Raw genomic sequence first — 22,092 nt, forward strand, 5'->3', positions numbered from 1 at the left:
ATTGCTTCTTGATTACCTTGTGTTGGTGACTGTGCCGGGGCTGTCTTCGGAGAGCGTGGTCACGCCCCGCATGCGCAGCGCGTAGCCGTTGGGGTAGCGCAGGTCCACGGACTGCAGCGCGCCGGGGTAGCGCTCGGTGAGCTGGCTCAGGGTGCCGGTGAAACGCCGCGCGCGCTCCAGCAGTTCGTCCGGGCTGCCGCGCCCGAGCTCGATGCGCGCACCGCTGTCGAGCACCGCGCGCCAGCTGCCGCGCTCGTTGAGTTCGAGCCGCTCCACCACCAGCTCCAGACGCGAGAACTCGGCGCTGAGCAACTGGTACAGCGCCCAGACCTGGGGCGCGTGGTCCGCCGGGCCGATCAGCTCGGGCAGCCCATCGCTGTCGTCCGGGCTGGCCTCGAACACCTCGCCCAGCCGGCTGACCAGCTGCCCCGAACCTGAAGGCCCCCACCAGGCCACGGGCTGGTGCTCCTCGATCGTGACGCGCAGGCGGTTGGGGAACTCGCGCTGCACCACCGCCTGGCGCACCCAGGGCACGGACTCGAACAGGCGGCGCACCTGCTGCAGATCCAGTGTGAGAAAACTGCCCGAGAGACTGCTCTTCATCTGCGAAGCGAGCTGCGCACGGTAGGTCACCGCGTTCTGATGCGCCACGTCACCGTGCACCGTGATCGCGCGGACCGTCCACACCGGGTGGCGCACCAGCCAGGTTCCGAGCGCGCCCAGGCACAGGGCGGCAAACAGCACGACCAGGACGTGGGTGACCACGGTCATGAGCTTGACGTCCAGGGGCAGGTCGGTGTGCGGCATGGTGAGGCGCTCAGGCTTTCCCGGCCGGGTTGTCCAGCGCGGCGCTGGCGAGCACCGTCACGCACAGGTCTTCGTACGAGAGACCGGTGGCGCGGGCCGACATGGGCACCAGCGAGTGCCCGGTCATGCCCGGCGAGGTGTTGATCTCCAGCAGGTAGGGCCGGCGCGTGGTCGCGTCGATCATCACGTCGGCGCGGGCCCAGCCGCGGCAGCCCAGCGTGAGGTAGGCCTTGAGCACCAGGGCCTGGATGCGCTCTTCCTCGCCCGCGGGCAGACCGCAGGGCACCAGGTACTGGGTGTCGTCGGTGAAGTATTTGTGCTGGTAGTCGTAGTTGCCGTCGGGCGCCACGATGCGGATCACCGGCAGCGCCCGCGCCTCGGCACCGGTGCCGAGCACCGGGATCGTGACCTCGTCGCCCGCGATGAACTGCTCGCACATCACCAGCGGGTCCTGCCGCGCGGCCAGTTCGTAGGCGGCGGCGCATTGGGCGAGCTCGGTCACCTTGGTCAGGCCGATGGTGGAGCCCTCTCGCACGGGTTTGACGATCATGGGCGAGCCCAGCGTGGCAAACGCCGCCTGCGTTTCTTCCACGCTGTGCACCTGGCGCCAGGCCGGGGTGGACAGGCCTTCGGCCGTCCAGATGCGCTTGGTCATGAGCTTGTCCATGGCCACCGCCGAGGCCATCACGCCCGGCCCGGTGTAGGGAATGCCCAGCAACTCCAGCGCGCCCTGCACCGTGCCGTCTTCGCCAAAGCGGCCGTGCAACGCGATGAAGCAGCGCGCGAAGCCTTCGCGCTTGAGCTCGTCCAGGTCGCGCTCGGCCGGGTCGAAGGCGTGCGCGTCGACGCCCTTGGAGCGCAGCGCGGCCAGCACGCCGGTGCCCGACATCAGCGAGACCTCGCGCTCGGCCGAGCGCCCGCCCATCAGCACCGCCACCTTGCCCAGGGCCTGCGCCGCCAGGGCCGTGTTCACCATCGCATTCATGTCCGAACCTCCTGAGCCATTTCCACCACCCGCCCCGCCACCGCGCCGATGGACCCCGCGCCCATGCACAGCACCACATCGCCGTCGCGCGCGTTGTCCAGAATCGCCTGCGGCATGGCGGCGATGTCGTCCACGAACACCGGTTCGAGCTTGCCCGACACGCGCAGCGCACGGGCCAGAGAACGCCCGTCGGCCGCCACGATCGGCGCCTCGCCCGCGGCGTACACCTCGGCCAGCAGCACGGCGTCGGCCTGGTTGATCACCTTCACGAAATCCTCGAAACAGTCGCGGGTGCGGCTGTAGCGGTGGGGCTGGAAGGCCAGCACCAGCCGGCGGCCCGGGAAGGCCCCACGCGCCGCGGCCAGCGTGGCCGCCATCTCCACCGGGTGGTGGCCGTAGTCGTCCACCACGGTGCAGTGCCCGCCACCGGGCAGCGCGGCCTCGCCGTAGCGCTGGAAGCGCCGGCCCACGCCCTTGAACTCGGCCAGCGCCTGCAGCACGGCCGCGTCCGGCACGCCCAGCTCCACCGCGATGCCGATGGCCGCCAGCGCGTTGAGCACGTTGTGTTCGCCCGGCAGGTTCAGCACCACGTCCAGGTCGGGCAACTGCACGCCGTTGCGGCGCTGCACGGTGAAGTGCATCTGCCCGCCCACCGCGCGCACCTGGGTGGCGCGCACCTGCGCGTCTTCGGCAAAGCCGTAGCTGGTGATGGGGCGCGCGATCTGCGGCAGGATCTCGCGGATCGAGGCATCGTCCACGCAGACCACCGCAGCGCCGTAGAACGGCATGCGGTGCAGGAACTCCACGAAGGCGGCCTTGAGGCGGCCGAAGTCGTGGCCGTAGGTGTCCATGTGGTCGGCGTCGATGTTGGTCACGACCGAGAGCACCGGCAGCAGGTTCAGGAACGAGGCGTCGGACTCGTCGGCCTCGACCACGATGTACTCGCCCGAACCCAGCTGCGCGTTGGCGCCCGCGCTGTTGAGGCGCCCGCCGATCACGAAGGTCGGGTCCAGGTTGGCCGCGGCCAGCACGCTGGCCACCAGGCTGGTGGTCGTGGTCTTGCCGTGTGTGCCGGCGATCGCCACGCCCTTTTTCATGCGCATCAGCTCGGCCAACATCACCGCGCGCGGCACCACCGGCACCAGCCTGGCGTGCGCGGCGATCACTTCGGGGTTGTCGTCCTTCACCGCGGTGGAGGTGACGATGGCGTCGGCGCCTTCGATGTGGGCCGCATCGTGGCCGATGAAGACCTCGGCTCCCAGCGCCACCAGCCGGCGCGTGACCGTGCTCTCGCCCAGGTCGCTGCCCGAGATGCGGAAGCCCTGGTTGAGCAGCACCTCGGCGATGCCGCTCATGCCGCTGCCGCCGATGCCGACGAAATGGATGTGGCGAATGGCGTGTTTCATGGTTGTCCCACCTTTGCCAGGGTTTCGCAGGCGGACACCACGGCCGCCACGGCTTCTGTTTTTTCCATCGTCTTGGCCTTGTTCGCCATCTCCATCAAGGTTTCTCGCCGCACGGTCTGCAGCGTCTGCGCCAGCTGCAGCGGCGTGAGTTCGTTTTGCGGCACCAGCCAGGCCGCGCCCGCGTCGACCAGAAAGCGCGCGTTGGTGGTCTGGTGGTCGTCCACCGCCGACGGAAAGGGCACGAACAGCGCGGCCGCCCCCACGGCGGCGATCTCGGTCACGGTGCTGGCGCCGGCGCGGCAGACGATCAGGTCGGCGTCGGCGAAGGCCTGGGCCGTGTCGTCGATGAAGGGCGTGAGCTCGGCCCGCACCCCGGCCGCAGCGTAGTTCGCGCGCAGCGCTTCGATCTGCTTTTCCCCGCTCTGGTGGATCACCTGCGGGCGCTGCGCCGAGGGGATCAGGGCCAGCGCCTGGGGCACGGTGTCGTTGAGCGCCCGGGCGCCCAGGCTGCCGCCCACGACCAGCAGGCGCAGCGGCCCGCTGCGCCCGGCGAACCGCGCTTCGGGTGGCGGTTGCCGCAGGAACGGCGCGCGCAGCGGGTTGCCCACCCACTCGGCTTTCCTGAACACCTTGGGGAAGGCGGTGAACACGCGATCGGCCACCCCCGCGAGCACCTTGTTGGCCATGCCCGCCACCGAGTTCTGCTCGTGCAGCACCAGGGCCTTGCCCGCGAGCACGCCCATCATGCCGCCAGGGAAGCTGATGTAGCCCCCCAGGCCCACCAGCACATCGGGCTTCACGCGGCGCACCACCTGCAGCGCCTGCCAGAACGCGCGCAGCAGGCGCAACGGCAGCAGGGCCAGCGTGAGCACGCCCTTGCCGCGCACGCCACCGAAGGCGATGGTCTCCAGCGCGAAGCCACGCGGTGGCACGAGCCGGCTCTCCATGCTGTCGGGCGCGCCCAGCCAGTGCACGCGCCAGCCGCGCTCACGCAGCGCTTCGGCCACGGCCAGACCGGGAAAGATGTGGCCGCCGGTGCCGCCGGCCATGATGAGGGCACAGGGAGTCTTGCTCATGCGCGGCCCCCTTTCATCATCGATGCGTTCCGCATCTGCAGCCGCTGCGCGTCTGCCTGGCGGTTTTGGTGAAACCGCTGCTTCATGCACGGCCCCCTTTCATCATCTGGCGGTTTTCATAGTCCACGCGCAGCACGATGGCCAGGGCGACGAGTTCGAGCAGAATGGCTGAGCCGCCGTAGCTCATCAGGGGCAGGGTCAGGCCCTTGGTGGGCAGGGCTCCCAGGTTCACGCCGATGTTGATGAAGGCCTGGAAGCCCACCCACAACCCGACCCCTTGGGCCACGAGGCCGGCGAACACCTGGTCCAGGGCAATGGCCTGGCGGCCGATGTGCATGATGCGGCGCGTGAGCCAGAGGAAAAGACCGATCACGATCAGCACCCCGATCAGGCCGAACTCTTCACCGATCACCGCGAGCAGGAAGTCGGTGTGGGCCTCGGGCAGCCAGTGCAGTTTTTCCACACTGCCACCCAGGCCGACACCGAAGATTTCGCCACGGCCAAAGGCGATCAGCGAGTGCGAAAGCTGGTAGCCCTTGCCGAGCGCATAGGCCTCGCTCCAGGGATCGAGGTAGGCGAAGATGCGCTCGCGGCGCCACTCGCTCATCATGACCATGAGCGCGAACGCGCCCACCACCACCAGCGCAATCAGGAAGAACATGCGCGCGTTCACACCGCCCAGGAACAGGATGCCCATGGCGATCACCACGATCACCATGAAAGCCCCCATGTCGGGCTCGGCCAGCAGCAGCATGCCGACCACGCCCAGGGCCACGGCCATCGGTGCCACGGCGCGGAAGAAGCGCTCCTTGACCTCCATCTTGCGCACCATGTAATTGGCGGCGTACAGCAACACGGTGAGCTTGGCCAGCTCGGAGGGCTGGAAGCTGATGAGCCCGAGCGAGAACCACCGCCGGGCGCCGTTGACGCCCTTGCCGATGAAAGGCAGCAGCACCAGCACCAGCAGCAGCAGCGACAGGGCAAAGAGCCAGGGCGCGAACCGCTCCCAGCTCTGCATGGGCACCTGGAACACGATCAATGAGGCCACCAGCCCGATCAGGATGAACAGGCCGTGGCGCAACACGAAGTGGGTGTGGGCGTAGTTGGCAAAGCGCGGGTTGTCGGGCAAGGCGATCGAGGCCGAATACACCATCACCAGACCCCAGGCCATCAGGGCCATCACCACCCACAGCAGCGGCTGGTCGAAACCGAGTTCGCGCACCGCCACGTTGCGCGTGCCGGCATAGGTGCGGTTGGACAGGCGCACCGGCAAGCCGTCGCGCGCCGACCCGCCAGCCAGGGCGCCGGCCAGGTCGCGGCCGATCAGGCGCGGCATGGCCGAGACCAGGCCGGCACGCAGGCGCTGCCAGGGCGTGAGCGATGTCGCCTTCATACGCCCCCCTCCAGGCTCATGCCGCGTTCGCTGGCCAGCTGCGCCACCGCTTCGACAAACACCCGGGCGCGGTGCACGTAGTTGTCGAACATGTCCAGGCTGGCGCAGGCGGGCGACATCAGCACCGCGTCGCCCGGGCGGGCCTGCGCGCAAGCCAGGCCCACCGCCTCGGGCAGGGTGGTCGCGTCCAGCTGCGCCACCTGGGCCTGCTCCAGCGCATCGCTCACCGCTTCGCGGATGCGGGCCGCGTCGCGGCCGATGTAGACCACGGCGCGCGCGTGGCGCGCCAGCGGCTCGGCCAGTGGCGCAAAGTCCTGCCCCTTGCCGTCGCCCCCGAGGATCACCACCAGGCGCCGCTCGGCACCGAGCCCGAGCACGGCGGCCAGCGTGGCACCCACGTTGGTGCCCTTGCTGTCGTCGAAATACTCGACCTCGTCGATGATGGCCACCGGCTCCACGCGGTGCGGCTCGCCGCGGTACTCGCGCAGCCCGTGCAGCATGGGCGCCAGCGCGGCCCCGGTGGAGGTGGCCAGGGCCAGCGCGGCCAGCGCGTTGGCCGCGTTGTGGCGGCCCCGGATGCGCAGCGCATCGACCGGCATCAAGCGCTGGTAATAGATCTCGTCCTCTTCCTGGGCAGAGACGCCGGCCCCCACGCTGGTCGCTTCGCGTACGGCGCTGCCCCCCGAGGGGGCTGCCGCGCCTTGGGGCGGCCCGGCGACGCGGCGCCGCGGCTTGCGGGTCTCGTCGAGCGCGAGCGCGCGCACCAGCCAGGTCATGCCGTTGACCGACTCGATGCCCCAGTCGCCCGCGCGCGTGGGCGCATCCAGCCCAAACGTGGCGTAGGGCCGGGCCGGCTGCTGGCGGTTGCGGCCACCGATCTTCACCGTCACGTCGCCCGGCTTCATGCCCATGACCTGGGCATCGTCGCGGTTGAGCAGCATCAGCGCACGGTTGCCGAACACGGCGGCCTTGGCCTGGCTGTAGGCGGCGAGGGAACCGTGCCAGTCCAGGTGGTCTTCGGTGATGTTGAGCACCGTGGCGGCCGTGGGCACGGCGTCCCAGGCGCCACCGGCCGTGCCGTCGAGCTGGAAGCTGGAGAGTTCGAGCACCCACACCGCCGGCAGATGCGGTGGCTGGGGCGGCTCGGGGGGCGGTGGCACCAGCTGGGTAGGCGCGTCGTCCTCTTCGGCGACCGGCAGCGGCTCGTCTTCGTCGGCGGGCAGCAGCTCAGCCTGTGCCTCGGCGGTCGACCCGTCGCTCCCGTCCGGCGCGGGCGCCGGCTCGGCCGCGACGGCAATGGACTGCTGTTCCTCCGCCACCGCAGCCTCGGCTTGTGCCTTTGCTTCGGCGTCCAGCGCCGCGGCCAGCACGTCCAGCAGGGCCGGGCCGATGTTGCCGGCCACGGCCACGCGCAGGCCGCAGCGCTGCAGCAGCAGGCCGGTGAGCGAGGTCACGGTGGTCTTGCCGTTGGTGCCGGTGATCGCCAGCACCTTGGGCTGGTAGGGCAGTGGTTCGCGCACCGACAGGTCGCGCAGCGCCTGGGCGAACAGATCGAGCTCGCCCACGAACGGCACCGCCTGCGACTGGGCCCATTCGCGCAGCGTGGTCAGTTGAACGGGGGCCAGCCCCGGGCTGCGGGCGATCAGGTGCCAGGGGCCGCGCGCGATCAGGCTCTCGTCGAACGGACCGGCCACGAAGCTGGCCTGCGGACACTCGGCGCCCAGCGCTGCCAGATGCGGCGGGTTGTCGCGCGTGTCGGCCACGGTCACGTGGGCACCGTGGCGCACGCACCAACGCGCCATCGCCAGGCCGGAGATGCCCAGGCCCAGGATGAGAACGTGTTGGTCTTTCAGGTTCAGCATGGGGTCAACGGAGCTTGAGGGTCGACAGACCGATCAGGCACAGCAGCATGGTGATGATCCAGAAGCGCACCACGACCTGCGTTTCCTTCCAGCCCTTTTTCTCGAAGTGGTGGTGCAGCGGCGCCATCTGGAACAGCCGGCGGCCCTGGCCGAAACGGCGCTTGGTGTACTTGAAATACGTCACCTGCAGCATCACCGACAGGGCTTCGACCACGAAGATGCCGCCCATGATGGCGAGCACGATTTCCTGGCGCACGATCACGGCGATGGTGCCGAGCGCGCCGCCCAATGCGAGGGCGCCCACGTCGCCCATGAAGACCTGGGCCGGGTGGGTGTTGAACCACAAAAAGGCCAGGCCCGCGCCGGCCATGGCCGCGCAGAAGATCAGCAGTTCCCCCGCCCCGGGGATGTGCGGCAGCAGCAGGTAGCGCGAGAACACGGCGCTGCCGGTGGCGTAGGCGAACACGCCCAGCGCCGAGCCCACCATCACCACCGGCATGATGGCCAGGCCATCCAGGCCGTCGGTGAGGTTGACCGCGTTGCTCGAACCCACGATCACCAGATAAGTCATGAGCACGAAGCCGAACACCCCCAGCGGGTAGCTGATTTCCTTGAAGAACGGCACCATCAAGCCGGCCTGGGGCGGCAGGTCCACGGTGAACCCCGAGGCCACCCAGTCGATGAACAGGCCCAGCACACGCAGGTTGCTGGTTTCGGACACGCTGAACACGAGGTAGAACGCCGCCACCAGCCCGATGACGGATTGCCAGAGGTACTTTTCGCGCGAGCGCATGCCTTCCGGGTCCTTGCGCACCACCTTGCGCCAGTCGTCCACCCAGCCGATGGCGCCAAAGCCCAGGGTGACCAGCAGCACGATCCAGACGAAGCGGTTGGACAGGTCGAACCACAGCAGGGTGGACAGCGCGATCGAGAACAGGATCAGCACCCCGCCCATGGTGGGCGTGCCCCCCTTGCTCAAATGGGTCTGCATCGCGTACTCACGGATCGGCTGGCCGATCTTGAGCGCGGCCAGGCGGCGGATGAAATACGGACCCGCGACCAGCCCGACGATGAGCGCCGTCATGGCGGCCATGACCGCACGGAAGGTGAGGTACTGGAATACCCGCAGGAACCCGAACTCGGGTCCCAGGCTTTGCAGCCACAGGGCCAGGCTAAGCAGCATGCGATGCGTCCTTTTGTTCTTGTGTTGGGGGTGCGCTGGCCAGCGCCTGCAGGGCCTGTACCACGCGCTCCATGCGCATGAAACGCGAACCTTTGACGAGCACGCTGCGCAGCGCCGATGCGCCGGGCGCAGCCACGGCCGCGCTCACATGGCCGGCCAGGGCGGCAACGTCGTCCCAGTGCGTGGGCACGGGCTCGCCCGCGGCGCGCAGCGCGGCGCAGGCCTTGTGCATCCAGTCGCCGGCGCAGTGCACGGTCTCGATGCCGCAGGCCTGCGCATGGCGCAACACTTCGAGGTGAAACGCCAGGCCCTGCTCTCCGACCTCACCCATGTCCCCCAGCACCAGCAGGCGCGGGCCGGGCAGCTCGGCCAGCACGTTGATGGCCGCGACCACCGAGTCCGGGTTGGCGTTGTAGGTGTCGTCGATCAGGGTCACGGCGCGGTCGGCCAGCTGCAACGAGAGCGCGCGCGAGCGTCCCCCCACCGGCTCGAAGGCGTCGAGCCCACGACCGATGTCGGCCAGCGCCACGCCCGCAGCCAGGGCGCACGCGGTGGCCGCGAGCGCGTTGCGCACGTTGTGCCGCCCGGCGATGCGCAGGCGGCAGGCCAGCTCCCCGGCGGGGGAGGCCAGGCGCAGGGCCCAGGCGCCGTCGCGCCAGTCGGCCTGCAGGGCATGCACGTCGGCCGACGCGTCGCCGTCGCTGAAGGTCATCACGCGCCGGCCCGCGGCCAGTTCGCGCCAGACCCCGGTGTGGTCGTCGTCGCTGGGGAACACCGCCACGCCGTCCCCCGACAGGGCCGCGATCACTTGGCCGTTTTCGCGCGCCACCGCTTCCACCGTGGCCATGAATTCCTGGTGTTCGCGCTGGGCGTTGTTCACCAGCGCCACGGTGGGCCGGGTGAGCGCGGCGAGGTAGGCGATTTCGCCGGGGTGGTTCATGCCCAGCTCGATCACCGCGAGGCGGTGGTCCGGGCGCAGGCGCAGCAGCGTGAGCGGTACGCCGATGTCGTTGTTCAGATTGCCCTGCGTGGCATGGGCGGCGTCGCCCGCGGCCGCGCGCAGGATGGCCGCCACCATCTGCGTCACCGTGGTCTTGCCGTTGCTGCCGGTCACGGCGATCAGCGGCAGGCTGAACTGCTCGCGCCACAGGCGCGCCAGTTCCCCCAGGGCGAGCCGCGTGTCGGGCACTTCCACGCCGGGCAGGCCGGCCTGCACCAACCCGGTGTGGGCGATGGCGGCCACGGCGCCCTGCGCGCGCGCCTGCGGCAGAAAGTCGTGTGCGTCGAAGCGCTCGCCCTTGAGCGCCACGAACAGATCGCCCGGCTGCAGGCTGCGGGTGTCGGAGTGCACACGGCCGATGGGGGCGTCCATCGTGCCCACAGCCCGTGCGCCATTGAGCCGGGTCAACAACTCGGCGATGGTCTTCATGCCTGCACTCCCTGCGCGGCGGCGCGCTGCTGCAGCGCGGCCTGGGCCTGCGCCAGATCGGAAAACGGTTTTTTCACGCCCATCACTTCCTGGTAGTCCTCGTGTCCCTTGCCGGCGATCAGCACCACGTCGTCGGCGCCAGCGCGCTGCACCACCTGTGCGATCGCCAGCGCCCGATCGGCCTCGACCAGGGCGCGGGCGGGCATCGACAGGCCAGCCCGCATCTGCGCCAGGATCGCCAGCGGGTCTTCGCTGCGCGGGTTGTCGCTGGTCAACACGGTGTGCTGCGCCTCGCGCTCGGCCACGGCGGCCATGAGGGGGCGTTTGCTCGCGTCGCGGTCGCCGCCACAGCCCACCACCGCCCAGAGCGCGCCGCCGCGTTGCCGCGCCAGCGGCTGCAGGGCCTGCAAGGCCTTTTCCAATGCGTCTGGGGTGTGGGCGTAATCCACCAGCACCAGCGGCTGGCCCGCCACCGCGGGCACCTGTTCCATGCGGCCGGGCACGGGGGTGAGGGCCTGGCAGGCCCGCACGGCGTCGGCCAGCGGCACACCGAGCGCGCGCGCCGTGGCCAGCACGCACAGCAGGTTGGACACGTTGTAGCGCCCCACCATGGGCAGGCTCAGGGTGTGGTGCTGCGCCTCGGCGCCCGAGACTTCGCGCTCCACCACGGTCAGGCGCATGCCGTTGTGGGTGAACGCGATGTCGCGCGCGCACAGGCGCGCTGGCGTGCCGTCTTCCAATGCCACGGTCCACAGGTCGAGGCCACGCCCGGCCAGGGTCTGCGCCAGCGCCGCGCCCTGGGGATCGTCCAGATTGAGCACCGCGCTGGCCAGACCGGGCCAGTCGAACAGCGCGGCCTTGGCCGCCCAGTAGTCGGCCATGCTGCCGTGGAAGTCCAGGTGGTCCTGGGTGAAATTGGTGAACACCGCCACCCGGATGCGGCAGGCGTTGAGCCGGCCTTCGATCAGGCCGATGGACGAGGCCTCGATCGCGCAGGCCTTCAGGCCGGCGTCCACCATGCCGCGCAGGCGCGCCTGCAGCAGCACCGGGTCGGGCGTCGTCAGGCCGGTCGGCACCAACGCATGGCCCTGGTCGCCCGCCAGCGGCGGCTGTCCGATGCCCAGCGTGCCCACCACCGCGCAGGGTCGGTCTGCGGCCGAGAGCAGCTGAGCGACCCACCAGGCGCTGGAGGTCTTGCCATTGGTGCCGGTGATGGCGATCAGGTCCAGCGCCGCACTGGGGTCGGCGTAGAACGCGCTGGCGATCGGACCGGCCTGCACCTTGAGCCCCGGCACGGCGGCCACGCGGTCGTCGCTGAAACCAAAGGCTTCGGCGCCATCGCGCTCCACCAGCGCCGCGGCCGCACCGGCCTGCAGCGCGCCGGCCACATAACGGCGCCCGTCCGTGGCGGCGCCCGGCCAGGCCACGAAACCATCGCCTTCGCGCACGCGGCGGCTGTCGCAATGCAGTTGCCCGCGCACACGCTCGCGCAGCCAGTCGGCCACGGCGTGAGGATGAAGAAGCGTCTTCATGCGGTCGCCACCTCGAACAAACCCAGCCGAGGCGCGGGGAGGCGGCCTCGTCCGGGAACACCGCGGAACCGGCTCTGCCGGGCCGCTGGTGTTGCCCCCTTGAGGGGGTCGGGGCCCGCGCAGCGGGTCTCGGCGGGGGTGGGTGTCAAGCAGTTCAAAACGGCTCCTCCACCACTTCGCTGATGATCTGTGGCTTCACGCTCATATCGGGCTGCACCCCCAGAATGCGCAAGGTCTGCTGCACCGTCTCGCTGAACACCGGGCCGGCCACCACCCCGCCGTAATAGGCCCCGTTGTTCGGCTGATCGATCATCACCGCCACCACGATGCGCGGCTGCTCCACCGGCGCCAGCCCCACGAAGAAGCCGCGGTATTTTTTCTCGGCGTAGCCCTTGCCTTCCTGCATGCGCGCGGTGCCCGACTTGCCGCCCACCGAATAGCCCATGGTCTGCGCGCGCTGGCCTGTGCCCCCCGGGCCGGTGGCCATCTCCAGCATCTTGCGCACCGCCAGCGCGTTCTTTTCGCTGAACACCCGAACGCCGTCCGTGGGCCCATCGGTTTTGACCATGCTCACCGGAATCAGTTCGCCGTCGCGCGCGAAGATGGTGTAGGCCTGGGCCAGCTGAAACAGCGAGACCGACAGGCCATAGCCGTAGCTCATGGTGGCCTGTTCGATCGGGCGCCAGGTCTTGTAGGGCCGCAGGCGACCGCTGACCGCGCCCGGGAACGGCACCTGGGGCTTCTGGCCGAACCCGGCCTGGGCGAAGGTCTCCCACATTTCGCGCGGCGACATCTGCATGGCCATCTTGACCGCGCCCACGTTGCTCGACTTCTGGATGATCTCGTTGACCGTGAGCAGGCCGTTCGGATGCGCATCGTTGATGGTGGAGCCGCCAATGGACATGTGCCCCGGCGCGGTCTGGATCTGCGTGGTCGGGGTGACCAGCCCCTTGTCCAGCGCCAGCGCCGCGATGAAGGGCTTCATGGTCGAGCCCGGCTCGAAACTGTCGGTCAGCACCCGGTTGCGCAGCTGTTCTCCACTGAGGTTCAGCCGCAGGTTGGGGTTGTAGCTCGGGTAGTTGGCCAGCGCCAGCACCTCGCCGGTCCGGGTGTCGAGCACCACCACGCTGCCCGCGCGCGCCTTGTGCATCTGCACCGCTTCGCGCAGCTTCTGGTAGGCGAAGTACTGCACCTTGCTGTCGATGGAGAGTTGCAGATCCGGGCCGTCCACCGGCGGCACGACGTCGCGCACGTCTTCGACCACACGGCCGAGCCGGTCCTTGATCACGCGGCGCGAGCCGCTGCGGCCCGAGAGCTCCTTGTTGAAGGCCAGTTCGACACCTTCCTGCCCGCGATCCTCCACGTTGGTGAAGCCCACCACGTGGGCCGCGGCCTCGCCCTCGGGGTACTTGCGCTTGTACTCGCGACGCAGGTAAATGCCCTTGATGCCGAGCGCGGCGATCTCGTTGGCCACCGGCTCGTCCACCTGGCGCTTGACCCAGACAAAGGTCTTGTCCTCGTTGGCCAGGCGCTTCTTCAGCGTGGACAAGGGCATGTCCAGCAGCTTGGCCACGTCGCGCAGCTTCGGCTCGCTCTTGTCCACGTCCTCCGGAATCGCCCAGATGCTCTGCGCCACCACGCTGGAGGCGAGGATCAGGCCGTTGCGGTCCAGCACCCGGCCGCGGTTGGCGGGCAGCTCCAGCGTGCGCGCGAAGCGTACCTCACCCTGGCGCTGGAAGAAGTCGTTGCCAACCACCTGCACATAGGCCGCGCGGGCGCCCAGCCCGGCAAAGGCCAGCGCCAGCGCCGCCACGATGAATTTGCTGCGCCAGACCGGCGTCTTGCTCGCCAGCAGCGGGCTGGCGCTGTAGTTCACACTGCGACTGGCCCGCCGGCTCATGGTCGGCCTCCCTGGTCGGGCGCCAGCCCGGGCACCTGCGGCTCGTACAGCGTCACGTATTCGGTGATGGCGGGGTTGACCGGACGCATCTGCAGCCGCCGGGTGGCGAGCAGTTGCACACGCGCCGAGGTGGCCTGGGCCTGCTTCTGCACCTGCAGCTGCTCGTGTTCCGCCTCGATCTTGCGCGACTGCGCCTGCGCGCGGTCCAGCGCGGTGTACAGGCGCCGCGACTCGTACTGCGTGTGCACCAGATAGAAGGCACTGGCCAGCACCGCCATCAGCAGGACCAGGTTGAGGCGGATCATGCGTGCGCCTCCGTGCGCTCGGCCACGCGCATCACCGCGCTGCGCGAACGCGGGTTGCCCTGCACTTCGGCGTCCGAGGGCATGACGCGGCGCACGTGGATCAGTTGCATGGGCGCGGGCTCGGCGAAGGGCACGCGGCGATCCACCACGGCGCGCGAATGGCGCGCCATGAACTGCTTGACCATGCGGTCTTCCAGCGAATGGAAGCTGATCACCACCAGTTGCCCTCCGGGACGCAAGACATGCAGACTGGCCTCTAGCGCTTGTTGCAGCTCTTCAAGCTCGGCGTTGATGAAAATCCGAAAAGCCTGAAATGTGCGCGTTGCAGGGTCCTTGCCCGGCTCGCGGGTTTTGACCGCGCCAGCCACGACTTCGGCCAGCTCGCGGGTGGTTCGAATAGGGCCCCGTTCCTGTCGGCGACGATCAATCGCCTTTGCAACCGGTTGAGCAAACCGTTCTTCGCCATATTCACGTATCACCTCCGCGAGGGTGGAGACTTCGGCCGTTTCCAGCCACTGCGCCACGCTCTGTCCGCGCGTGGTGTCCATGCGCATGTCCAGGGGCCCATCGTGGCGAAAAGAAAAACCCCTCTCGGGGTCGTCGATCTGGGGCGAACTCACACCCAGGTCCATCAGCACCCCGTCCGCACTCGCCGCCCCCAGTTCGCCCAGGTGGCAGAACCCCTGGTGCCGGATGGAAAAGCGGCCATCGCTGGCCGCCAGTTCCTGCGCGGCCGCCACGGCCTGCGGGTCCTTGTCGAACGCCGTGAGGCGCCCGCTCGCAGACAGCCTCTCCAGAATGAGGCGCGAATGCCCGCCGCGCCCGAAGGTCGCGTCGACATAGTGTCCGTCCGGGTTGATCGCCAGTGCTGCCACGGCTTCGCTCAACAGGACGGTTTGGTGGTTCCATGCGCTTTGCACCGCCGCCCTTAGAAAGAAAAGTCCTTGAAGACATCGGGCATCTCGGCCTGCATGGCTTCGGCCTCCTTGGCGGCGTACACCTGCGCATCCCAGAGTTCGAAGTAGCCCCCCATGCCCAGCAGGACCGCGTCCTTGGTGATGCCGGCGGCCGTGCGCAGCTCCGGCGAGATCAGCACGCGGCCAGCCCCGTCCATGTCCACGTCCATGGCATTGCCCAGGAAAATGCGCTTCCACCACTGCGCCTGCATGGGCAAGGCCGCGATGCGCTCGCGGAACAACTCCCACTCGTTGCGCGGAAAGACCATGAGACAACCGTGTGGGTGCTTGGTGATGGTGAGCTGGCTGGCAGCGGCGATCAGGGCGTCACGGTGCCGGGTCGGCATGGAGAGCCGCCCCTTGGCATCGAGACTGAGAGAAGAAGCACCCTGAAACACCGCTGTCATTCCTTGAAAAACACTTTTCACCACTTAATTGCACATTTTCCCACTTTATCAGGAAAATCAGCATCTGCAACTCGTGTCTACTTATTTTTTCAATGAAATCAAGCACTTAGAACATACTTTGAAACAATTTGGCGCTTAAAAATTCAGCAAAAGCAAGCACTTACAACAGCCTCTGAAAGTGATGCTTGAGCGCTTTGTTACGTTTATGTCCTGGTCTGTGGATCGAACGGTCCAGAGGGATGGCCTCCACCGCCCGGGGCCCAGTCAAGCGAAAAGCCGCGTCCGCCCAAGGGCGGCACGCGGCTTCACCAGCCCCTGGCGGGGTTCAGAGGATGTAGCGCGACAGATCCTCGTTGCGGCTGAGCTCGGTGAGCCGACCGTCCACATAGGCCGCGTCCACCGTGATGGTCTGCCCCTGCAGACCGGTGGCGGCAAAACTGACTTCGTCAAGCAAGTGCTCCATCACCGTGGCCAGTCGGCGCGCGCCGATGTTTTCCGTGCGTTCGTTCACATCGCAGGCGATCTGCGCCAGATGCCGGATGCCTTCGGGCGTGAACACCAGCGTCACCCCCTCCGTGGCCAGCAGCGCCTGGTACTGGCGCACCAGCGAGGCGTGGGTCTGGGTCAGGATGGCCTCGAAATCGTCCACCGACAGCGACTGCAGCTCCACCCGGATGGGGAAACGCCCCTGCAGCTCAGGGATCAGGTCGCTGGGCTTGGCCAGATGGAACGCACCGCTGGCGATGAACAGGATGTGATCGGTCTTGATCACGCCGTACTTGGTGGACACGTTGGTCCCTTCGACCAGCGGCAGCAGGTCGCGCTGCACCCCCTGGCGCGACACCTCGGCGCCGCCCGAGTCGCTGCGCGAGGTCACCTTGTCGATCTCGTCGATGAACACGATGCCGTTCTGCTCGGCGTTCTGCAGCGCACGGATCTTGATCTCTTCTTCATTGACCAGCTTGCCTGCCTCCTCTTCGATCAGCAGCTTCATGGCTTCGGCGATCTTGAGCTTGCGGGTGCGGCGCTTGTCCTGTCCGAGCTGGCTGAACATGCCTCGCAGCTGTTCGGCCATGTCCTCCATGCCGGCCGGCCCCATGATCTCCATGGTCGGGCGGGGCTCGGCCAGGTCGATCTCGATTTCACGGTCATCGAGCTGGCCCTCGCGCAGCTTCTTGCGAAACGCCTGGCGTGCGGTGCTTTCGGGGCTCGGCACGGTGGCCGGTTCGGCGCCCAAGCCGCGCGGCGGCGGAATCAGGATGTCCAGGATGCGCTCCTCAGCCGCGTCCTCGGCACGTGCGCGCTGCTTGCGCATCTCGATCTCGCGCGTCTGCTTGATCGCGATGTCGGCCAGATCGCGGATGATGCTGTCGACGTCCTTGCCCACATAGCCCACCTCGGTGAACTTGGTGGCCTCGACCTTGATGAAGGGCGCGTCGGCCAGCCGCGCCAGGCGGCGCGCGATCTCGGTCTTGCCCACGCCGGTGGGGCCGATCATGAGAATGTTCTTGGGCGTAATCTCGGGCCGCAGTTTTTCGTCCACCTGCTGGCGACGCCAGCGGTTGCGCATGGCAATGGCCACGGCGCGCTTGGCGCCTTTCTGGCCGATGATGAAGCGGTCGAGTTCGGAGACGATCTCCTGGGGCGTCATGGAAGACATGGTTTCGCTCACTCCAGGGTTTCGATCGTGTGGTTCATGTTGGTGTAGATGCAGATCTCGCCCGCGATCGTGAGCGACTGCCGCACCACCTCTTCGGCATTCAGGGCCGTGTGCTGGATCAGGGCACGGGCGGCGGCCTGGGCATAGGCCCCTCCCGAGCCGATGGCCACCACACCGTGCTCGGGCTCCAGCACGTCGCCATTGCCGGTGATGATCAGCGCGGCACTGCGGTCGGCCACGGCCAGCATGGCTTCGAGCCGACGCAGCACGCGGTCGGTGCGCCAGTCGCGGGTGAGCTCGATCGCGGCGCGCACCAGGTGCCCCTGGTGTTTTTCCAGCTTGGCCTCAAAGCGCTCGAACAAGGTGAAGGCATCGGCGGTGGCACCGGCAAAACCGGCCAGCACCTGATCGTGATACAGCTTGCGCACCTTGCGCGCCGTGCCCTTCACAACGATGTTGCCCAGGGTCACCTGGCCGTCGCCGCCGATGGCGACCTGCACGCCTTGCGGCGTCTCTCGACGCACGCAGACGATGGTGGTTCCGTGAAAAGTTTCCATAAGGGGAAGAGATGGGGATGAGCAGAAGGTTCACAAGCCCGTCGGCGCAATTCCGAGGGCACCGCGAAACCGGCTCTGCCGGGCCGCCAGTGCCGCCCCCTGGGAGGGTGACACTGCAGGCGGCGCGGTAGGAACCCAGCCTCAATCGTTCCGCACCACCACCTTGGCGTATTCGGTGATCCCGATGACGTGAAAGAAGGCCGACACCAGACGGTGGGCGTCAACGAACTGGATCAGGCGGCCTTGCGCATGGTGGCCCGAAACCCAGTTGAGCAGGGTACCCGCGGCCGAAAAATCGACACGGATCAGGTTGCGGCAGGAAATGATCATCACGTCCGCCCCCTGAAGACGGCGCTCCAGCGTCTCCAGCGTGGCCTGCGGGTCGCCGCGAATCTCGCCCGACAGCTCCACCAGGCCCAACTGGTTGAATTCGGAACTCTGGCCTTCCAGCACCGACTCGCCCGGGTAGGTCGAGGGCACCTGCTCCAGCACCACCTCGCCCAGCACCGACTGGCCGACCTCGCCCGAGGCATCCAACGACAGTCCAAGGAAGTGGCAGCGGGGCTTCTCCCAGCCTGGAGGAGACACCTCGTAGGTCACGCAGAAGTCGAGCGCGGCCAGTTCAAATTCATCCACCAGGTTCATGACCCGCAGCACGGCCATGCGCAACTCCCACCAGAGCTGCTCCACATCGCGCCGACCCGACGGCGTCAATGTCTTGAGCAGCTCTCGCAGGTTCGAAGAACCATAAAAGCGCAGCTCCACATCCTGATCGCCCCAGAGGGTGAAGACCCCCAGCAGCGCACGCGCGGCCTTCACATCGATGCTCTCGACCGGCGACCAGTCCAGCACCCAGGGCTTGCTGGCGCGCAGCAACACGTTCTGCAGCGTGCCCACCGCGTGCGCGTCCAGATCGGGTTCACAGACCCAGACCGCCCGGTTCGGTCCGGACGAGGGCGTGAAGGTCTTTCCGCTCATGCTGGACACGATCTCAGGCATGTCGTACCACTGCGGCGCCGAACGGTTGAAGCGGTTGACGAAATCGACCGCCCGGCTCTCGAAGGGCGCGAGCTGACCGGTGGCGCGGTACAGATCGAACAGGGCCAGCCAGTCGTCCACCTGCTGGGCCCGCGCACCTCCATCGGTCAGGCCTTCCATCAGCCCCTGCTCGGCACCGGCATCGTCGCCGTTGGCGAACCGGATGGAAGCCTCCTCGACCTCAGGATCCTGCGCGATTTCCTGCACATCCAGTGCAAAAAAGTGCGAGGCCGAAAACCCGGAACCGGCACTCGGCTGCACACTGTTTCCAGAGGGCGCCATCAAGCCGGTGCGGGCCGGAGACGACGAGGGCTGGTGCGAGTCGCGCGACAGTTCCTGCTCACGAGAGGGTCCCCACAGCTTGCCCCCCTTCTCCTTCGGACTCGCGGCAGCGGCAACCGGGGCGACGGCCGGCGCCGGGGATGCCGCTGGCGCGGGTTTGGGCGCGGGCGCCGTGTTTTCGGGCAAGGGAGAGGCTTCGGTTTCGGTGTACTGAGCGGTGCGCCGCTTGGCTTCGGCCCCGGCCACCGACTTGTCGTGCGCCTCGGCCTTGCGGTCCAGAGGCGTGCCCCCCGTGGAGTGCGCCCCCGAACCCAGGCTGGAGCTCGCGGTGGCCTGGGAATCGGGTCCCTTGGTCTTCCACCACTGCATCGACATCTGGGCTTCGATCTCATCGATCTTCTTCAGCGTCATCGCCCGGTCGTCGGGTTTCGACGGCAGGCTGCTCTGGAAGAACGAAGGCCGCACCCCCTGCCCCTCGCCCCCGGAAGCTTCCCGACTGCGGATCTTGCGCAGCATGTCGAACTCGCGCTTGCGCACGAAGTCGTTGCGCCGCTTGCGCTCGATCATTTCCTTGAGCGCCGCCTTGCTGTACTCGCTTTCGCGATCGGCGGATCGTGTGTCCAGATCCGACCAGCTGGTGGTCGGATGGCGCACGAACTTCACCACTTTGGACAGAAAACCGCCGTTGGATTCGTCCTTGGACATGTCGGGTCGTTGTCGGGGGGATGGGCTACAGATGGGATGGACGGCGAAGACTCAATCCCCGAACATTTTCTGCTTGAGTTCGCGGCGCTGTTGCGCTTCGAGCGAGAGGCTGGCGGTGGGCCGAGCCATGAGGCGACCGACGCCAATGGCTTCGCCGGTTTCCTCGCAATAACCGTAGTCACCCGAATCGATGCGGGCAATGGCCTGTTCGATCTTCTTGAGCAACTTGCGCTCGCGGTCACGGGTACGCAACTCGAGGGCGTGTTCTTCCTCGATGGTGGCGCGGTCGGCCGGGTCGGGCACCACCACGGTGTCTTCGCGCAGATGCTCGGTGGTTTCGCCGGCGTTGGCCAGCATGTCGGCCTTGAGCTGGGACAGCTTGCGGCGGAAGTAGCTGAGCTGCAGTTCACTCATGTACTCACTGTCCGGCATGGCCTGAATATCCTGGTCGGTCAGCTGCTCAACCGGCACGGTTTTCCAGTTGTTGGCCCGCTTGGGGTCCTTCTGGATGGAGGATGGCACAGGAGGGGTCATTACGGCACGTTCGTTCATGGTGGAAAAAGTCGCCTTGGCGGCATCGGGTGCGTGGGTGGGAATCACCGCCGCCTGGGTCATCTGCTCCATCATGACCTTCTTCGCGGCCCGCTTGCCCAGAGGCCTTGGCGTGGGCTCGACGACGGGCATGGACGTCGCGGCCTTGGCCGGGGCGGCGGGCGAACGGGCGCTGGAGGTTTTGGAAGCAGACGCTGAGGCGGCGGCCGGTGCGGTTTTGGGGGAGACTTTTGAAACAGGCACTGACGCGGACTTTACCGCTGCTTTGGCCGCCGGCTTGGCCGTGGCGGACTTCGCGACCGGTTTGGCCGGTGCCGGGGTGACAGGTTTTGCGGCGGGTTTGACAGCAGTTTTTGCCATGGTTTTGCTGACCGGCTTGACCGGTCGTGTGGCGCTGACCGCGGCGGTTTTTGCCGCGGCCCTGCTGGGCTTGCTGGATGGGCCGGATTTCACCGGCGCCACGGATTTGGGGGCGGAGGACGTCTTCGCGGTCTTGGCCGCAGGTTTGGCCACGGCCTTGGCGGAGGGCTTCGGTGCCACCTTGGCGGCGGACTTGCTGGTTGAGGACACCCTGGAGGCGGTGGCGGACGAGCTGGCCTTGACACCCGTTGCGGCGGGCTTGCCTTTTTTCGCTGTCCTGGTGGCCGGGGCTTTCACAACGGGACTCCTCTCAGTACCTGACAATGCGTGGTCTAGGGGCGCAGCGCTGCCGCCGGCCGGGGCCAATGGTGCGCCATCTTGCGCCGGCTGCGCCAGCGGATTCGTTGTTATACCCCCAATACGGCCCCGCTTCTGAGCGCCGCGATCCGCTTTCGCGGCGGGTCGTCGGGCGGCCGACTTGGGCCGCGATTGTAACGAGGGTGGCTCCGCGGCAACCGCCGCCGGGTTTGATCGAAATCCCAATCGTTGGAGAAGCGAGACAAAGAGCACGATCAGATCCTGTTCATTCGATCGTCATGCCATCGGGTGCTGGTGGCGCTGGTCAAACCAGCGACTGGTCCAGGCCCTGGACCAGGATGTCACGCGGCAGGTCCAGGCCGATGAACACCATTTTGCTTTCGCGGGCTTCACCCGCGGCCCAGGGAGGGCCGAGGTCGCTGCCCATGAGCTGGTGCACGCCCTGGAAGATGACTTTGCGGTCGGTGCCCTGCATGTCGAGCACGCCCTTGTAACGCAACATGCGCGGGCCATAGACCTGCACGATGGCGCCCAGGAAATCTTCCAGTTTGGCCGGGTCGAACGGCCGGGTGGCGCGGTAGACGAAGCTCTTCACATCGTCGTCGTGATGGTGGTGATGACCGTGGCCTTCGTGACCGTGCTGGTGCGAGGCGTGGTTGCAGTGCTCGCCGTGCTCATGATCGTGGTGGTCGTGATCATGGTCGTGCTCGTCTTCGACCTTGAGGAAATCCGGGTCGATGTCGAGCTTGGCGTTGAGGTTGAAGCCGCGCAGGTCGAACACCTCGCTGAGCGCCACTTCGCCGAAATGCACCGGGCGCATGGGCGCGCGCGGGTTCATGTGTTTCAGGCGATGGATCAGCGCGTCGAGCTCTTCCTGGCTCACCAGGTCGGCCTTGCTGATGAAGATCTGGTCGGCAAAGCCCACCTGGCGGCGCGCCTCCTGGCGGTCGTTGAGCTGGTCGGCCGCGTGTTTGGCGTCCACCAGGGTCAGGATGGAGTCGAGCAAATACTGCTCGGCGACCTCGTCGTCCATGAAGAAGGTCTGAGCCACCGGGCCGGGGTCGGCCAGGCCGGTGGTTTCGATCACCACGCGTTCGAAGTCGAGTTCACCCTTGCGCTTTTTCTCGGCCAGGTCGTGCAGCGTGGCGCGCAGGTCGTCGCGGATGGTGCAGCAGATGCAGCCGTTGCTCATCTGGATGATGTTTTCCTGCGTGTCGGCCACCAGGATCTCGTTGTCGATGTTCTCCTCGCCGAACTCGTTCTCGATCACCGCGATCTTCTGCCCGTGCGCCTCGGTCAGCACGCGCTTGAGCAGCGTGGTCTTGCCCGAACCGAGGAAGCCGGTGAGGATGGTGGCGGGGATCAAGGACATGGCGGGA

General features: G+C 67.7%; 18 protein-coding genes. All 18 read right to left on the reverse strand.

Going from position 1 to position 22,092, the window contains the following annotated elements:
- Positions 1 to 12: 12 nt before the first annotated feature.
- Positions 13 to 807 carry a cell division protein FtsQ/DivIB gene (locus tag AC07YZ_RS10155; RefSeq protein WP_226491531.1) on the reverse strand — a complete coding sequence of 265 codons (795 nt, stop codon included), beginning with the start codon at positions 805 to 807 and terminating at the stop codon, positions 13 to 15.
- 10 nt (positions 808 to 817) lie between these two features.
- On the reverse strand, positions 818 to 1,792 hold the full coding sequence (locus tag AC07YZ_RS10160; protein WP_494794645.1) for a D-alanine--D-alanine ligase: 975 nt from the start codon (positions 1,790 to 1,792) through the stop codon (positions 818 to 820).
- Positions 1,789 to 3,198, reverse strand: coding sequence for a UDP-N-acetylmuramate--L-alanine ligase (gene murC / locus AC07YZ_RS10165; protein WP_226491529.1), 1,410 nt, complete (start codon positions 3,196 to 3,198; stop codon positions 1,789 to 1,791). Before murC ends, AC07YZ_RS10160 begins: the two co-directional genes overlap by 4 nt.
- Positions 3,195 to 4,274: an undecaprenyldiphospho-muramoylpentapeptide beta-N-acetylglucosaminyltransferase gene (gene murG / locus AC07YZ_RS10170; protein WP_494794646.1), complete on the reverse strand. Its 1,080-nt coding sequence runs from the start codon at positions 4,272 to 4,274 to the stop codon at positions 3,195 to 3,197. The genes murC and murG overlap by 4 nt, the downstream gene beginning before the upstream one ends.
- Before the next feature lie 82 nt (positions 4,275 to 4,356).
- Positions 4,357 to 5,610, reverse strand: a complete 1,254-nt coding sequence (ftsW, locus tag AC07YZ_RS10175) for a putative lipid II flippase FtsW (RefSeq protein ID WP_494794897.1) — start codon at positions 5,608 to 5,610, stop codon at positions 4,357 to 4,359.
- Between the two features lie 53 nt (positions 5,611 to 5,663).
- Positions 5,664 to 7,529 carry a Mur ligase family protein gene (locus tag AC07YZ_RS10180; RefSeq protein ID WP_494794647.1) on the reverse strand — a complete coding sequence of 622 codons (1,866 nt, stop codon included), beginning with the start codon at positions 7,527 to 7,529 and terminating at the stop codon, positions 5,664 to 5,666.
- A 4-nt stretch (positions 7,530 to 7,533) separates the two neighbouring features.
- Complete coding sequence (gene mraY / locus AC07YZ_RS10185; RefSeq protein ID WP_226491526.1) at positions 7,534 to 8,712, reverse strand: phospho-N-acetylmuramoyl-pentapeptide-transferase; 1,179 nt, start codon at positions 8,710 to 8,712, stop codon at positions 7,534 to 7,536.
- Complete coding sequence (locus AC07YZ_RS10190) at positions 8,702 to 10,141, reverse strand: UDP-N-acetylmuramoyl-tripeptide--D-alanyl-D-alanine ligase (RefSeq protein WP_494794648.1); 1,440 nt, start codon at positions 10,139 to 10,141, stop codon at positions 8,702 to 8,704. The genes mraY and AC07YZ_RS10190 overlap by 11 nt, the downstream gene beginning before the upstream one ends.
- On the reverse strand, positions 10,138 to 11,673 hold the full coding sequence (locus tag AC07YZ_RS10195; RefSeq protein WP_494794649.1) for a UDP-N-acetylmuramoyl-L-alanyl-D-glutamate--2,6-diaminopimelate ligase: 1,536 nt from the start codon (positions 11,671 to 11,673) through the stop codon (positions 10,138 to 10,140). The genes AC07YZ_RS10190 and AC07YZ_RS10195 overlap by 4 nt, the downstream gene beginning before the upstream one ends.
- A 154-nt stretch (positions 11,674 to 11,827) precedes the next feature.
- Positions 11,828 to 13,573, reverse strand: a complete 1,746-nt coding sequence (locus AC07YZ_RS10200) for a peptidoglycan D,D-transpeptidase FtsI family protein (RefSeq protein WP_226491523.1) — start codon at positions 13,571 to 13,573, stop codon at positions 11,828 to 11,830.
- The gene (ftsL, locus tag AC07YZ_RS10205; RefSeq protein WP_226491522.1) at positions 13,570 to 13,878 is read right to left on the reverse strand and encodes a cell division protein FtsL; all 309 of its coding nucleotides are present in this window, start codon (positions 13,876 to 13,878) and stop codon (positions 13,570 to 13,572) included. Before ftsL ends, AC07YZ_RS10200 begins: the two co-directional genes overlap by 4 nt.
- Entirely contained in the window at positions 13,875 to 14,798 is a 924-nt protein-coding gene (gene rsmH, locus AC07YZ_RS10210; protein ID WP_226491521.1) for a 16S rRNA (cytosine(1402)-N(4))-methyltransferase RsmH, read from the reverse strand. The genes ftsL and rsmH overlap by 4 nt, the downstream gene beginning before the upstream one ends.
- A gap of 8 nt (positions 14,799 to 14,806) precedes the next feature.
- On the reverse strand, positions 14,807 to 15,232 hold the full coding sequence (gene mraZ / locus AC07YZ_RS10215; protein ID WP_226494651.1) for a division/cell wall cluster transcriptional repressor MraZ: 426 nt from the start codon (positions 15,230 to 15,232) through the stop codon (positions 14,807 to 14,809).
- A gap of 334 nt (positions 15,233 to 15,566) precedes the next feature.
- Positions 15,567 to 16,901: an ATP-dependent protease ATPase subunit HslU gene (gene hslU, locus AC07YZ_RS10220; RefSeq protein ID WP_494794650.1), complete on the reverse strand. Its 1,335-nt coding sequence runs from the start codon at positions 16,899 to 16,901 to the stop codon at positions 15,567 to 15,569.
- Between the two features lie 8 nt (positions 16,902 to 16,909).
- Positions 16,910 to 17,458 carry an ATP-dependent protease subunit HslV gene (gene hslV / locus AC07YZ_RS10225; protein ID WP_494794651.1) on the reverse strand — a complete coding sequence of 183 codons (549 nt, stop codon included), beginning with the start codon at positions 17,456 to 17,458 and terminating at the stop codon, positions 16,910 to 16,912.
- Between the two features lie 141 nt (positions 17,459 to 17,599).
- Entirely contained in the window at positions 17,600 to 19,483 is a 1,884-nt protein-coding gene (locus AC07YZ_RS10230) for an STAS domain-containing protein (RefSeq protein ID WP_494794652.1), read from the reverse strand.
- Between the two features lie 51 nt (positions 19,484 to 19,534).
- Positions 19,535 to 20,692 carry an RNA polymerase-binding protein DksA gene (gene dksA / locus AC07YZ_RS10235; protein WP_494794653.1) on the reverse strand — a complete coding sequence of 386 codons (1,158 nt, stop codon included), beginning with the start codon at positions 20,690 to 20,692 and terminating at the stop codon, positions 19,535 to 19,537.
- 325 nt (positions 20,693 to 21,017) lie between these two features.
- Positions 21,018 to 22,085, reverse strand: a complete 1,068-nt coding sequence (locus AC07YZ_RS10240) for a CobW family GTP-binding protein (RefSeq protein WP_226491517.1) — start codon at positions 22,083 to 22,085, stop codon at positions 21,018 to 21,020.
- Between the last annotated feature and the right edge of the window lie 7 nt (positions 22,086 to 22,092).

This window comes from Hydrogenophaga sp. GW101-3F08 (assembly GCF_059424585.1).